This is a genomic window from Acidilutibacter cellobiosedens, assembly GCF_004103715.1.
Taxonomy (GTDB): domain Bacteria; phylum Bacillota; class Clostridia; order Tissierellales; family Acidilutibacteraceae; genus Acidilutibacter; species Acidilutibacter cellobiosedens.
On the sequence record NZ_CP035282.1, the window covers coordinates 820,262 to 835,278 of the forward strand.

Annotated in this window: 16 protein-coding genes and 1 pseudogene; 14 read left to right on the forward strand and 3 right to left on the reverse strand. The window is 35.2% G+C overall.

Annotated features, from left to right (window positions below; all coding sequences use genetic code 11):
• The first annotated feature begins 6 nt into the window (after positions 1–6).
• Entirely contained in the window at positions 7–1,236 is a 1,230-nt protein-coding gene (locus tag EQM13_RS03885; RefSeq protein ID WP_071139666.1) for a metallopeptidase TldD-related protein, read from the forward strand.
• Positions 1,237–1,381: 145 nt separating this feature from the next.
• On the opposite strand, the gene EQM13_RS03890 is transcribed toward EQM13_RS03885, so the two are convergent.
• Positions 1,382–2,557, reverse strand: coding sequence for a CD0519/CD1768 family membrane protein (locus EQM13_RS03890; RefSeq protein ID WP_320054712.1), 1,176 nt, complete (start codon positions 2,555–2,557; stop codon positions 1,382–1,384).
• Positions 2,558–2,829: 272 nt separating this feature from the next.
• Between EQM13_RS03890 and guaB the strand changes: the two genes are divergently transcribed.
• Positions 2,830–4,281 (forward strand): IMP dehydrogenase, encoded by a 1,452-nt coding sequence (guaB, locus tag EQM13_RS03895; RefSeq protein WP_071139668.1) that lies wholly within the window; start codon positions 2,830–2,832, stop codon positions 4,279–4,281.
• 17 nt (positions 4,282–4,298) lie between these two features.
• Positions 4,299–5,819 carry a glutamine-hydrolyzing GMP synthase gene (gene guaA, locus EQM13_RS03900; RefSeq protein WP_200796065.1) on the forward strand — a complete coding sequence of 507 codons (1,521 nt, stop codon included), beginning with the start codon at positions 4,299–4,301 and terminating at the stop codon, positions 5,817–5,819.
• A 55-nt stretch (positions 5,820–5,874) separates the two neighbouring features.
• Here the strand turns inward: guaA and EQM13_RS03905 are convergent, their stop codons facing one another.
• Positions 5,875–6,069 (reverse strand): hypothetical protein, encoded by a 195-nt coding sequence (locus EQM13_RS03905; RefSeq protein ID WP_071139670.1) that lies wholly within the window; start codon positions 6,067–6,069, stop codon positions 5,875–5,877.
• Positions 6,070–6,123: pseudogene (locus EQM13_RS18990) on the reverse strand (Fic family protein); the annotation flags it as partial.
• Between the two features lie 267 nt (positions 6,124–6,390).
• Between EQM13_RS18990 and EQM13_RS03910 the strand changes: the two are divergent.
• From EQM13_RS03910 to EQM13_RS03960, 11 genes are all read left to right on the forward strand, one after another.
• Positions 6,391–6,591, forward strand: a complete 201-nt coding sequence (locus EQM13_RS03910; protein WP_071139671.1) for a DpnD/PcfM family protein — start codon at positions 6,391–6,393, stop codon at positions 6,589–6,591.
• A 4-nt stretch (positions 6,592–6,595) separates the two neighbouring features.
• A complete protein-coding gene (locus EQM13_RS03915) occupies positions 6,596–7,357 on the forward strand; it encodes a DpnI domain-containing protein (protein WP_071139672.1) in 762 nt (253 codons plus the stop codon).
• Between the two features lie 250 nt (positions 7,358–7,607).
• Positions 7,608–8,375 carry a nucleoside phosphorylase gene (locus EQM13_RS03920; protein WP_206172799.1) on the forward strand — a complete coding sequence of 256 codons (768 nt, stop codon included), beginning with the start codon at positions 7,608–7,610 and terminating at the stop codon, positions 8,373–8,375.
• A 16-nt stretch (positions 8,376–8,391) separates the two neighbouring features.
• Positions 8,392–8,964, forward strand: coding sequence for a GNAT family N-acetyltransferase (locus tag EQM13_RS03925; RefSeq protein ID WP_128752012.1), 573 nt, complete (start codon positions 8,392–8,394; stop codon positions 8,962–8,964).
• Positions 8,965–9,086: 122 nt separating this feature from the next.
• Positions 9,087–9,749 carry a rhomboid family intramembrane serine protease gene (locus EQM13_RS03930; protein WP_128752013.1) on the forward strand — a complete coding sequence of 221 codons (663 nt, stop codon included), beginning with the start codon at positions 9,087–9,089 and terminating at the stop codon, positions 9,747–9,749.
• A 252-nt stretch (positions 9,750–10,001) separates the two neighbouring features.
• The gene (locus EQM13_RS03935; RefSeq protein ID WP_071139681.1) at positions 10,002–10,493 is read left to right on the forward strand and encodes a PTS system mannose/fructose/N-acetylgalactosamine-transporter subunit IIB; all 492 of its coding nucleotides are present in this window, start codon (positions 10,002–10,004) and stop codon (positions 10,491–10,493) included.
• Positions 10,494–10,527: 34 nt separating this feature from the next.
• Positions 10,528–11,292, forward strand: a complete 765-nt coding sequence (locus EQM13_RS03940; protein WP_071139682.1) for a PTS mannose/fructose/sorbose/N-acetylgalactosamine transporter subunit IIC — start codon at positions 10,528–10,530, stop codon at positions 11,290–11,292.
• Positions 11,282–12,142, forward strand: coding sequence for a PTS system mannose/fructose/sorbose family transporter subunit IID (locus EQM13_RS03945; RefSeq protein ID WP_071139683.1), 861 nt, complete (start codon positions 11,282–11,284; stop codon positions 12,140–12,142). The genes EQM13_RS03940 and EQM13_RS03945 overlap by 11 nt, the downstream gene beginning before the upstream one ends.
• A 75-nt stretch (positions 12,143–12,217) precedes the next feature.
• Positions 12,218–13,198 carry a D-isomer specific 2-hydroxyacid dehydrogenase family protein gene (locus tag EQM13_RS03950; RefSeq protein ID WP_071139684.1) on the forward strand — a complete coding sequence of 327 codons (981 nt, stop codon included), beginning with the start codon at positions 12,218–12,220 and terminating at the stop codon, positions 13,196–13,198.
• Positions 13,199–13,215: 17 nt separating this feature from the next.
• On the forward strand, positions 13,216–13,923 hold the full coding sequence (locus EQM13_RS03955; protein ID WP_071139685.1) for an RraA family protein: 708 nt from the start codon (positions 13,216–13,218) through the stop codon (positions 13,921–13,923).
• 23 nt (positions 13,924–13,946) lie between these two features.
• Positions 13,947–15,014 carry a zinc-dependent alcohol dehydrogenase gene (locus EQM13_RS03960; protein WP_128752014.1) on the forward strand — a complete coding sequence of 356 codons (1,068 nt, stop codon included), beginning with the start codon at positions 13,947–13,949 and terminating at the stop codon, positions 15,012–15,014.
• Positions 15,015–15,017 lie beyond the last annotated feature (3 nt).

Here is a 15,017-nt window from a genome sequence, read left to right on the forward strand (position 1 = left end):
TGGGATATGATTAAAGAGAAATGTACAGATAAGATTAAAGAAATATCTATAAATGTAGTTCAAACTGAGATTGAATCCATAAGGAAAAAAGATATAACAAAGACCGGATTAAGAATATATAAAGACGGATATATAGGAATTTCAGGAGGGTTAGGGAAAATTGACGAGAAGGATATGGAGAGAAAAGCAAGGGAAAATTTAAATCTTCATATACCTTATCCTTGTGAAGCTTCAAGGGATCATATTGAAGAAGTAGATAACGCCGCAAATTCCTTATCTGATGAGGAATTTGCCGATGAGATGGAGGAAGTACTTATACTGTTAAAGAAAGAATATGATGACTTTATTTTTTCCAATCAGATGAGGATGGTAGAAGTAGAGAACAGGTTATTGAATGATGTTGGGCTAAACTTGACATATAAAGATAAAATGGTAGAGATAACTCTTTTAATTAAAGAAAAAACTTCCGCCAATATTTTTGACACCGTTTTTGTATATAGGGATAGGATATTTGATAAGGAAAGATTAATTTTGAGTTTAGATGATATGATAAGGGGATATAAAAACAGAGTCGATATTCCAAAGGAAGATAATATGCCTGTTATATTTTCAGTAACAGATGAGCTTATTCTTTCGAAATTTGCTGAAGAATTAAATGGATATAAGTTTGGAACAGGGGCATCTTTGTTTAGAAAGCTTGCGGGGCAAGAAAAATTTAGTAAAGATTTAACCATATACCAAAGTGCCGAAGTAGAAGATATGAACCTTATTCCTTTTTTTGATGCGGAAGGAGTTGTAAACAAGGATTATAGATATGCATTAATTGAAAAGGGGAAAATAATATGTCCTTATACTGATAAGAAGACTTCCAAGGAATTTAATCTTCCGTTGACGGGAAGTGCTTATGCCGAATATGATAAGGTGCCTTCTTTATCACGACCATATATTAAAATCGAACCGGAGAATAAGACCTTAAAGGAAATTATGAATGGCAGGATGGGAATTATAGCTGTAGTAGCATCAGGAGGAGATTTTACTTCCGACGGTACTTTCGGCACTCCTATTCAGGTTCCTTTTTTGACAGACGGAGATAAGATTTTAGGAAGGCTTCCGGAATTAAACGTATCAGGGCATATTTACAAGATGTTTGGAGAAGATTATCTGGGGACTTTCAAGGATAAAGCATTATTTGGAGAACGGGGCACGGTAGTTAATTTGAATGTAAAAAAAATTTGATGTCATATTGATTACTTTTAGTCTTAATCAAGAGGTATAAAATCCTATATTTATTTGGGTTTTATGCCTCTTGATTATTAGGAAAATCAAAATTTCCTTAATATAAATTCTCCGTAAAATGGGTTTCAAAAAAAGCCTTTTTTATTTAAAATATAGAAGCATATATTATATAAATAAGATGGGCAAATATACCAGATGAAAATCCTCCGAGAGTTTGATATGCTAAAGCCTTTGGTGCTAAATGTCTCATGTGTAATGCATCCATCATGGGTATTTGGCTGCTCAGATATCCGCTCCAGCAGATTCCCACTGCCGTAAATACTGCTATTTCATTTTTACCGATAATGTTTTTGCTTAAAAATTTAGGAACAAGTCCCAAAGCTGCACCTACAGAACCCATCGATGTAACCGGAAATGCTATTAGTTCGGGGTTATTAAATCCAAACACCGGGTTTAATATAAATTTAAGTTTTTCTCCTATCCACGGCATGACTTTAATACCTTCATAGGCAGCCCCGGTATATATTCCATTAAGGGAAGGCCCGTTAGTAAGCATCATTACGAAGGTACATATAATTACAACTCCGGGAATAATGGATAATCCTAAACTGACTCCGGCTTTTCCTCCGTCCAACATAGCTTCAAGGAGCCTTTGCAATGCACTTCCCGATCTTATCTCCCTAAAATTAGTTATGTCGTAAGAGGAATCGGATTCAGAAATTAAATATTTTTCTGTTCCATAAATTTTTTTTGTATAATTTGTCATTGCCCGTACACTTATTATACTTCCTATAATTGCACCTATATTTCCGATAATAACCGGTCCCAAAAAACTCTGGCCGTTTTTTGCCTGAGCTATCATAAAGGTTGATACAACAAGTCCCATACCGAAGGATACGCCTAAATTTGTAATAGCGGAGAATTGGTATTGCTTAAAATATTTTTGAAAATTTTTCTCGCTTGCTAAAGAAACAATTGCCGGATTATCGGAAAGATAAGCTGACATAATACCAAGACTTGCAACTCCGGGAAGGCCGTATAGCGGTTTAATAATTGGGCTCAAAATTTTATTGATTATGGAAATAACTCCAAATTCAGATAGTACGGCTGAAAAAGCACTTGCAAGGACAGCAACTCCCATAATAAAAAACGATGTGTTGATAATAAGATCGTGGGCTGTGGCCATCATTGTTTTAAACATATTTGCAGCTCCCATAATGTGGGTAAATAAAACAAAAAAAATTATAATAATGGCTAACCAAATAAATGATTCTTTACTTATTGCTTTTACTATTGTCTTATTTTCTGCCTTACTTTTCAAGATATATTACCTCCAAAATTTACAACTTTGATTTGTATACTAAATATATTGTATAAGATATTTTGTTTTGTGTCATTTTAAATATTGTAAAAAGTATTAATTGTTTTTCATAATTTAAATTAAATTATTGATACAAAATAAATTACATAAATTTAAAAATAATAAATTAATGCTTGACAATAATACAAATCTCTGTTATTTTTAAAGGAAATATTTTTATTGTAATATTTAATTATATTATTTATGAATAAGACCTATAAGGAGGAATTTTAATGGAATTTGTTGGAGAAGGACTTACTTTTGACGATGTCCTTTTATTACCCTGTAAATCTGAAGTGCTTCCCAAGGAAGTAAAAATAAACACTCTATTAACTAAAAAGATTAAATTAAATATACCTTTGATGAGTGCCGGAATGGATACTGTTACGACAGCAAAAATGGCTATAGCTATGGCAAGAGAAGGAGGAATAGGGATTATCCATAAGAATATGACTATCGAAGAGCAGGCTATGGAAGTGGATAAGGTGAAGAGATCTGAACATGGAATTATAACGGATCCTTTTTATTTGTCCGCGGTTCATAGTGTTTCCGATGCTCTTGAGCTTATGGAAAGATATCACATATCAGGGGTTCCTATTACAAATGATGACGGAAAATTAGTAGGCATAATTACTAACAGAGACATTAGGTTTGAACGGGATACAAGTAAGAAAATAGACGAAGTTATGACTAAAAAGAATCTTGTGACTGCTGATACATCTATTTCTATGGATGACGCCTTAGAAATAATGAAGGAACATAAGATTGAAAAGCTTCCTTTAGTTGATAAGAATTTTATATTGTCAGGTCTTATCACAATCAAGGATATTGAAAAATCAATAAAGTATCCAAATGCGGCCAAGGATGAATCGGGAAGGTTACTTGCAGGGGCGGCAGTGGGGATTACCCACAATATGATGGAAAGAGTAGATGCATTGGTAAAGTCAAAGGTGGATGCAATAGTTCTTGATACTGCCCATGGACACTCTAAAGGTGTAGGAGAAGCGGTAAAGAAGATTAAATCCAAGTACCCGGATCTGCAATTGATTGCAGGTAATATAGCTACTGGAGAAGGAGCGAAGTATTTAATAGATGCAGGAGTGGATGCAATAAAAGTGGGAATAGGGCCGGGTTCCATATGTACAACGAGAGTAGTTACGGGTATAGGAGTTCCTCAAATGACTGCTGTAGTAAATTGTGTTAATGTAGCAAGGAATTATAATATTCCGGTTATTGCTGATGGAGGAATAAAATATTCCGGAGATATAACTAAGGCTATGGGCGCAGGTGCTAATGCAGTAATGATCGGTTCATTGTTTGCGGGAACGGAAGAAAGTCCCGGAGATGAAGAATTATATGAGGGAAGAAGATTTAAAGTATATAGAGGAATGGGTTCTTTAGCAGGTATGGCCGCCGGCGGTAAGGATAGGTATTTTCAGGAGGATTCTAAGAAATTAGTTCCGGAAGGCGTGGAAGGAAGAGTTCCTTACAGAGGACCATTAGGAGATGTAGTATTTCAGCTTATGGGAGGATTAAGAGCAGGAATGGGGTATGTTGGAGCTAAGAACATTGATGAACTTCATGAGAAAGCCAGATTTATAAAGATTACAAATGCCGGATTAATAGAAAGTCATCCCCATGATATTAACATAACTAAAGAAGCTCCAAATTATAGCAAGAGATAGTTAAAGGAGGGTATATTTTGATAATTATTCTTGATTTTGGGGGGCAATACAGTCAGCTTATAGCCAGAAGAGTAAGAGAAGCAAAAGTATATTGTGAGATAGTACCATATAATCATCCTATCGAAAAAATAAAAGAGAAATCTCCTGACGGAATAATTTTGTCGGGAGGTCCTGCAAGTATTTATGCAGCAAATTCACCGAAATGCAGTGGGAAAATATTTGAGATGGGAGTTCCCGTATTAGGTATATGTTATGGCAATCACCTCATAGCTCAGCATTTTGGCGGAAATGTGAAGAGATCTCCGTCAAGAGAATATGGAATAACCGAAGTGAAGATAAATAAAAGCAGTTTATTGTTTGAAGGATTAGAAAATAAGATGAATTGCTTAATGAGTCATACGGACTATATTGAAAAAGCTCCCGAAGGTTTTAATATTATAGGCAGTACGGAAAAATGTCCTGTAGCAGCTATGGAAAATCCAAAATATAAAATTTATGGAGTGCAATTTCATCCGGAAGTTGTCCATACTGAAAAAGGAAAAGAGATATTATCCAATTTTTTATTTAAAATATGTAAATGTATTGGCAACTGGAACATGGATGATTTTATTGAATTTTCCATAAATGCTATAAGAAACCAAATCGGAAAGGGAAAAGCTATATGTGCCCTGTCTGGAGGAGTAGATTCTTCTGTGGCAGCAGTTCTTGTCCATAAAGCCATAGGAGACAATCTTACATGTGTCTTTGTAGACCACGGATTGCTGAGAAAAGATGAAGCCAAACAGGTAATAACTGTATTCAAAGAAAAATTTCATATGAATCTTATTGCTGTAGATGCGAAAGAAAGGTTTTTAGAGAAACTTAAAGGAATAACAGAGCCTGAAAAGAAACGAAAAATTATTGGAGAAGAATTTATAAGAGTATTTGAGAAAGAACAGAAGAAACTTTCAGGGATTGAATATTTGGTTCAGGGGACCATATATCCCGATGTAATAGAGAGCGGAACAGGAAGGGCAGCTACTATTAAAAGCCATCATAATGTAGGAGGACTTCCGAAAGACGTAAATTTTCAATTGGTCGAACCTTTAAGACAGCTTTTTAAGGACGAGGTAAGGAAAGTAGGGAAAAATCTGGAGCTTCCTGAAGAAATAGTACAAAGGCAGCCTTTCCCGGGGCCGGGTCTTGCTATTAGAGTATTGGGCGAGGTAACGGAAGAAAAACTGAAAATTGTTCGTGAATCGGATTTTATATTTAGAGATGAAATAAAAAAAGCTAATTTGGAAAAAGAAATTTGGCAGTACTTTGCGCTTCTCCCCGGAGTGAGAAGTGTAGGAGTAATGGGAGATGAAAGGACTTATTCTTACACTGTGGCCTTAAGGGCAGTTACCAGCACAGATGGAATGACCGCAGATTTTGCAAAGATACCTTTAGATATATTAGAAAAGATTTCAAACAGAATAGTTAATAATGTAGAAAATGTTAACAGAGTTGTTTATGATATTACGAGTAAACCACCAAGTACGATCGAGTGGGAATAGGAAACAAATACCAGAAATTCATATAAACAACATTGAATTTCTGGTATTTGTTTTTTTAAGACATTTTAGGAGATGGAATGTGCAGCAGTCTCATAATATCTTTTTCAGATTCCAATACTCGTTCTGCAATAAAGTCTATGAATGGTTTGTCATTCTTGTGAGCTTGCTCCAGTAGACTTATATATTCCAGTCTTAAGTTTAGTGGAATTATGGCTAACACATATCCATCCTGAATGAGTGACGTATTCATTAACAGCCGGGCAAGCCTTCCGTTTCCGTCAATGAAGGGGTAAATGAATACAAAACGTTTATGGAGCTATGCCGCAAATTCCACTGAATGATATTTCTTTCTTTCTGATTTAGAATATAATATCAATATTATTATAATATATATTGTTACTAACTAATGACTGAAACCATGAGCGTACATAGCTATTTCAATTAAAGGAGAAAACTTCTAATGTCAAAGAATTCCATAGAGAAATTTTTTATGTATTTGCAATTATTTTAGGTTTAATTTATCCTAAAATAATTATATACTATAAAGTAGAAGGGAAGAAGGAGAAATAATATGAAATATTATGTTACAATTGAAGAGTTGGTCAGCAAGGCATTTGAGGTTGAAGCTGATGATGCTTGCAAGGCGGCACAAATTACAGAGAGAAAGTACAAATGTGGCGAATTTATTTTAGATCCCGGTAGTTTGGTATGTAAACAGATGATGGTTGAAGATGAAAATAACATATCCGCAACGGAATGGATGGAGTTTTGATATTATGAATTTAGTTTTCGATAAGCAGTTAGCGATTTCTTATAAGAGTAATTCCCAGAAAATTCGAGTAATGAGTGAAACTTGGATAGAAAGAAATGTTTTTTGCCCATATTGTGGAAATAGTAGAATATCGAAGCTGGCAAACAATATCCCTGTTGCTGATTTTAAATGCAAATGTTGTGGCGAAATATTCGAACTGAAAAGCAAGAAGGGAAGATTTGGAAAGGAAGTAGCGGATGGTGCTTATGATACAATGATAGAGCGTATCACAAGCTATTCAAATCCTGATTTATTCTTGCTTCAATATGATGAATTTAATGTCACGGATTTAATTGTTGTGCCAAAATTCTTCTTTGTCCCTGATATTATCAAGAAAAGGAGGCCTTTATCCCCGACTGCAAAACGTGCAGGGTGGACAGGTTGCAATATAATTTACGATAAAATACCATTCCAAGGGAAAATTGAGATAATCAAAGATCGGACAGAAATTGATAAGAAAGTTGTTATTAATAACTATCATAAAGCAATTAATTTGAAAATAGATAATATATCAAATCGAGGATGGTTATTTGATGTCCTTAATTGTGTTAATAAAATTACCAGTTATTATTTTTCATTAAATGATGTTTATGAATTTGCAGACGATTTACATAAAAATCATATTAACAATAATAATATTGAAGCTAAAATAAGACAACAATTACAGATTTTAAGAGATAAAGGTTATATTGAATTTTTGGGTAGAGGAAAATATAAAAAACTTTAGCTCTTGATAATTGTTCTACGATATGTTAAAATATTACCCAATTAAGCAATATTACACAATTTTTAGTGAAATTGCATACACATAAAGTGAGTGTATCTAAGGTAGACTTGAATTTGGGTTATACCTAAGCGATACAGGGATAGTTTTGAATTTCCTACACGCAGATTAAATTAAACCTGCGGAGTCACTATCTAAAAAGTGATTCTGCGGGTTTTTATATTATTTTTTATTATTATAAGGGGGGCTTGATATGCTGAGAAAAGAATTTCCAATATTAGAATTTGACGATACAAAAGAGGCCGTTATTGAACCGCACAAAACAATAGAGAAATTAAATGTACCGGAATATGGGGTAATGTGCTTTTTTAATGATATTTTACAGAAGTTTAAAAATCAAGGTAAATTAAGGACTGTAGCCTCTTTTAAATCTGAGATGGGGGAAAATCCCATGTATGAATTGGAATACGAAGGAAATAAAGTTGCCGTTTTTAACCCTGGCGTAGGCGCTCCATTGGCTGCTTCAGTATTGGAAGAAGCAATAGCTATGGGTATAAATAAATTTATTGCCTGTGGCAGTGCCGGGGTTTTAAATAAGGAAATCGCAGTTGGTCACATTATAATACCAGATTCAGCGGTAAGAGACGAAGGAATGTCATACCATTACCTTCCACCAAGTAGAGAAGTAGAAGCTAACAGAGAGGCAGTAGAAGCAATAAAAGAGGTTTTGAAAAACTATAAATATAAATATTTGATATCAAAGACATGGACAACAGATGCTTTTTATAGAGAAACGCCGCAAAAAGTGAAGTTGAGAAGAGAAGAAGGATGTTCAACTGTTGAAATGGAAGCTGCTGCTTTCTTTGCAGTAGCAAAATTCAGAAATATAAAATTTGGGCAGATATTATATGGTGGGGACGATGTAAGCTGTGAAGAATGGGATTCAAGAAGTTATAATACAAGAGATCACATAAGAGAGAATTTATTTTGGCTTGCTGTTGAAGCCTGTTTGAAACTATAAAAAAGGAGAAATGAATATGTATTTTAAAAAAATTGTAGGACAAAAATGTTATTTGTCTCCGATAAATGAGGAGGACTACGAAAAATATACCGAATGGGTTAATGACATGGAAGTAGCTGCAGGACTTATATTTGCATCTAAGCTCATAGGACCGGAAGCCGAAAAATTAACTTTAGAAAGGCTTTCTATTGACGGATATAATTTTGCCATTATAAACATAAAGAAAGATGAACTCATTGGGAACTGTGGATTTCCAAAGTTAGACCAGTTAAACAAAGCAGGAGAAGTGGGAATATTTATTGGCAATAAGGACTATTGGGGCAAAGGTTACGGACAGGAAGTACTAAAACTTTTGTTGGACTTTGGCTTTAATATATTGAATTTGCACAATATCTCTCTAAAAGTATATTCATTTAATCAACAAGCAATAAAATGTTATAAAAAAGTTGGTTTTAAAGAGGCGGGGAGAATTCGTGAATCAAAATTTATAGCGGGAAAAGCTTATGATGAGATTTTTATGGATATCTTGGATAAAGAGTATGAGTCGGTTTATATAAATGATATAGTGGGGAAAAAACTGCAGAAATAAAAAAATGGGGCAGAGTGAGTTTAAAGAGTATATCATATTATAAATACATGTTATAATCTAAATATAAATAAAAATGATATATATAGAATTGTCTTTATTGTTTCAGGAAAGTAGGGGATAATATGATTCCGCTCAGGGATAGCGAACCAAGTAGAAAAGTTCCCTTGGCTACGCTGTTTATTATATTTTTAAATGTTATGGTATTTATAAAACAATTCACCTTGCCTTATGACGAAGCTTTAAATATGGTATATAAATATGCTTTTATACCGGCACGCTTTGCCAACGGATTGACCGACATTAGATCTTATATTCCCTTGTTCACAAGTATGTTTATGCATGGGGATATAATTCATATCGTCAGCAATATGTGGTCATTATGGCTATTTGGCGATAATGTGGAAGAACGTATGGGATTTTTTAAATTTATTGTTTTTTATATATTAACCGGCTTGATAGCAGGATTTGCCAATTTTATCTTTGACCCGATATCAAATATACCGACGCTGGGAGCCTCAGGAGCTATTGCGGGGGTGATGGGAGCCTATTTCATAATGTTTCCTCATTCCAGAATATTAACTTTAATCCCTATTATTCCGTTTTTCATACGGATACCTGCCGGGGTTTTTCTGTTTTTATGGTTTATTAGCCAACTTCGTTCGGGTATTTATGGAATTGCAGGGGGAATAGCCTGGTGGGCCCACATATTTGGTTTTTTGTCAGGAGTATTTTTATATAGGAAATTCCTCAAAAGAAGGAAAAGTTACAACTATTATTCCAAGTAATCTTACAATGCTATGAATAGGTATTTTTTTGAATATTGATGAATCAAATTGTAAAAGATAAGTTTAAGCGCTTGAACTTATCTTTTTTTTATAATATACGACATTAATTTCGCATTAACTGCGCAAAAAAACAAAAATATAAAAAAATATTCCTAAAAATTAAAATATATATTGAAATTATATACCGTTTTGAATATAATATAAGTAACAGCGATGAAAGCGCTTTTATAAAAATATAAGGAGAGGATTAACATGGCAGACATTCGTCTAATAAGAGTAGACTTCAGATTGATGCATGGACAGGTTATTGCAAACTGGTTGAATCAAGTAGATGGAAATGCAATTATGATTGTCAACAAACAATTATCGAAAGATCCGTTTATGAATAATGTATACAAAATGGCGGCACCAAAGGGAGTAAAAGTAAGTATTTTTGATCTTGATACAGCACTGGAAAAGATTAAAAGTGAAAAATATACTTCTAATAGAAAATTGATTGTATTGTTTAAATCAGTTACAGATGCCAAAGAAGCGTATGAGAAGGGTTTCCCTATCAGCGAACTTCAAGTTGGAGGCCTTGGTTCAGGGCCAGATCGGGTACAGATTACAAATCAAATTTATCTAAACAAGGAAGATACAGATAAATTACTTGATATGAATGGAAAGGGGGTAAAGGTTTATTTACAGGCTGTACCAAAGGAATCTGAACTTTCAATTGATAAAGCAGCAGAAAAAGTCAAATAATTGAAAGAAAAAAAGTTATAAGGAGGAAAGAAGGATGAATAATTTCATTCAAGCACTATTAATTGGCTTGGTGTACTGGCTGGGAACCAATCGTTTATGGTATGGAACAACGACAGTTATCAGACAACCATTAGTAATGGCAGTACCCTTAGGACTAATTATGGGAGATATTCAAACAGCAATGATAATCGGCGGGACATTACAGCTGATATATTTGGGAGCCATTGCACCCGGAGGAAATATTCCGGCAGATGAGGCATTTGCAGCATGTGTAGCTATTCCCATTGCAATTAAAACAGGGATTAGCGCAGAAGTAGCAGTATCATTGGCAGTGCCGGTAGGACTGTTAGGTGTACTTCTTGATACATTACGTAGGACATATGCATCTGCATTCGTAAGACTGGCAGATAAAGCAGCAGAAAAGGGAGACGGAAAAGCATTAAGAAGAGCATGCTTTTGGTATCCTTTCTTTGCAGCAATTCCGTTACGTGTGATTCCGGCATTCTTAGCAGCATATTTTGGAGCTGACGCGGTACAGGCATTTATGAACTGGATACCGGCTTGGGTAACAAACGGATTGCAAGTAGCAGGAGGAGTACTTCCGGCATTAGGATTTGCGGTAACAATGATTGTAATAGGAAAGAAATCATTATTACCATACTTTTTAGTAGGATTTATAATAATGGCATATTCGGGAATTAGTACTATTGGAATCGCAATATTAGGTTTATGTATTGCATTGCTACAGGGAAACTTTGCCCCAGCAACAGCAAACGGAGGTGAATCAGATGACGACTAATGTAGCGGAAAGAAAGCTTACAAGGAAAGACGTGATAAAGGCATGGTTGAGATATTATACAGTAACTGAAGTAGGAAACAGTTATGAACGACTGACAGCTTTGGCATTCGGATTTGGAATGGCACCGGTACTGGAAAAGTTATATGGAGATAATCCGGAACAGCTTAAAGAAGCATATAAACGTCATGTTTCGTTTTATAATTCAGAAGGAACATGGGGTTCACTGATAGTGGGAATAGCCATGGCGCTGGAAGAAGAAAACGCAAATAAGGTGTCCAAGCCGGAATATGATTCGGCAACAGATGAAGAAAATGCAACAGAGATGATAACGAATATTAAGATAGGTTTGATGGGACCTTTGGCAGGAATCGGAGACTCCATCGATATGGGAACTATACGACCAATTTTCCTATCTTTGTTTATACCGTTAGCAGCAAAAGGGAACATTCTTGGAGGAATCGGACCGTTAGTACTATTTGGAGTGTACATGTCATTCTTGGCATACTTCTTGGTGAGACAAGGATATACATTAGGACGAGACTCGGTAGCAAGTGTATTACAGTCGGGAAGAATCAGTAAATTAATAGACTCGGCAGGAGTATTGGGTCTGTTCATGATGGGAGCATTGAGTGCATCCTATGTAAAACTAACGACAAAGGTAGTTATCAATACAAGTGGAGGAGCATTTAAGATCCAAGATACATTGGATGGAATGTTACCGAAGTTATTACCTTTAGCAGTAGTATTTCTAATTTATTATTATATTAAAAAGAGAGGTCCGAAATACCTGAGAATTGTAGGTGCGATTATAGGATTTTCATTGTTGTTGTCATTATTAGGTATCGTTTAATTTTTAAAGTATACATGAACAATTAAATAGGTACATGTTAAACATGTACCTATTATTAATTTTGGGAGGAATATAATGAAAAAGGTTGCAATTGTAAATGCTAACAGTTTTGGACGCTATTTTCCGGAATTTATTGATATTTTGAAAGAGAATGTAGGAGAAGTCACAAGATTTAAATTTCCGTCCGATATTTCTGCAGAGGAACTTTCAAAAAAACTACAGGGATATTCATATCTGATTGTTGGAACAACTCCTAAATTTTCAAAGAAATTCTTTGAAAAGACCCCGTCAGTAGAATATATTGCCCGTTTCGGCATTGGTTACGATAATGTAAATGTGTTGGGAGCAAAAGAATTTGGCGTAGTTGCATCTAATATTCCCGGATATTTAGAAAAAGAAGATGTGGCAGAACAGGCAGTTGCTTTGGTGTTGGCTTTGTGTAAACATATAGTTAATGCTAATGCGGCGGTTCGTAAAGATGAGTGGAATGTCGATCGTGGAAGATTTTTAGGACGTAGAATCAATGGAAAGACAGTAGGAATCTTAGGATTTGGTAATATCGGTTCAACTTTTGCAAGAATATTATCTAAAGGATTTCAGTGTAAGATTTTAGCATATGATCCCTATTTATCAGCAGAGGAAATTGAAAGACGTGGAGGAGAAAAGCGAGAATTAAATGATTTGTTAAAAGAAAGTGATATTGTTTCATTGCATATTAACTTGACTAAGGAAAGCTATCATTTGATTTCGAAGGAAAAGCTGTCCCTTATGAAAAAAGATGCAATTCTTATAAATACTGCACGGGGTGAATTGGTAGATGAAGAAGCTGTTGCCCAGGCATTAGAAAACCGAGAACTCGCTGGTTATGGTGCAGATGTAATTGAAAATGAACCCCCTAAAATGGATCATCCCCTTTTACCTCTTGAATATGCAATTATTACGCCTCATGTGGGGACATACAATGCTGAATGTAACCGCCAAATGTGTCAGAGCGTTGTTGATGATGTGATCCGTGTTTATCATAATGAAAAACCCAGTATCGTACTTGAAAAATAAAGGAGGGAAAATAAAACATGGAACAAAATAACAAATTAGAAGAACTTAAGCAATTTGACACTCCAAGTATTACAAATGTGGTAGCTACTTATCCTGATAAAGACTATTGTCTTGGATTATATCATCCATGGAAAGGAAAGTGGTATACAGATCAAACATTGAAATGCATGTATCCTGAATTGGGCAGAACGGTAGGATATGCGGTAACCTGCACTTATGGCCTTCCCGACCCGAACTTTACAAATTTGAAATTTGCCGATGTGTTGAGGGCAGTTGCAAAAATGTCAAAACCGGTTGTTTTAATTGTAAAACAGAACATGCCGGAAGAAATTAAAAATATCAATGGCATGCTGGGGGGCAATATGATGACTGCATTAAAATCTGCTGGTGTAGTCGGCGTTATTTCTGATGGCCCTTCCAGGGATATTGATGAAATTCGGCCTTTAAAAATGCAGTACATGTTAACAGGTATTACGGCCGGACATGGCAAATTTGCTGTACATTCTGTTAACACTCCCGTTGAAGTATGCGGCATGCAGGTTGCCCCCGGAGATATCGTTCATATGGACGAAAATGGCGCAGTAAAATTTCCGGAAGAATGTTTAGATGATGTAATTAAATATGCAGAAAGGCTAAGAGAAATTGAATCGAAACGTCAGGGAATGATGAGAAATACTAATGATGTAGAAGAATTAATTAAGATTATGAGTGGATTATACGACTAATCAAGTTAAAGGAGAATAATATAATGGAAATTCCAAAAGAAACTAAATACGGTTGTTTGACATCAAAATTTCATGCGGAAGTTCGTATGATTTCTCTTCCTGACGAATTAAAATCAGGAGAAATTTTGATTCGCCAGGAAGCATGTAACATCTGTACTGCAGATTATACACAATGGCTTGGACAACGGGAACATCGAGGTTATCCCATGGCCGGTGGACATGAAGGCGTGGGAACTGTAATTGCAAAGGCCGATGATGTATATGAATTTAATTTGGGAGATCGAATCGCTTTTATTTTTCCATATTGTGGGCATTGTAAAAACTGTAAAATGGGAAGACAGGATGAATGTACATGCCGAGAAAAAGTAAAGCTTCCGTTAAAGGGGACCCAACAATATTTTGGATTTTCACAATACATGGTTCGTCATTCAAGATACTGTGTAAAAATTTCAAGAAAATTGCCATTGCCGGAAGCATGTTTTGTAGAACCTGTTGCCACAGTATTAAATGCTCAGAACAATTTAACCCATCGCCTTGGAGATACGGTTCTTGTTATCGGAGGAGGAACTATGGGTTTATTGAATGCTGAAGTTGAGAGATTACGCGGATCAAAGGTAATTGTCTCAGAGGTGATGGAGGAAAAATTAAAAAAAGCTGAAGAGATGGGATTTGAAACTATAAATCCGCAGGAGACAGATATAAAAACTGTGATTGATGAATTTACCGATCATAAAGGTCTGGATATAGTCATTCTTGCAGTTGGAAATCAGGTTGCTTTGAATCAAGCCTTAGATCTTATTAAGAAGAAAAACGGGCAGATATTGTTCTTCTCAGCCTCATATCCGTCAGCTGAATTGAATATACCGGCAAATAGGATCCACTATGACAAGTTAAGACTTCTTGGGGCATTTAATTCAACATTGATTGATTTCTATCAAGCATCGAGATTATTGGGGAACAAATTAGTCAATGTGAGCAAGCTGGTTGATTCAATATATGATTTAAACGATATACAAGAAGCTTTCAAACGAGCCAGCGAACCGAACACTTATCGTGTCTGCGTTAAATTGAACGAATGGGAGGATGAATAGTAC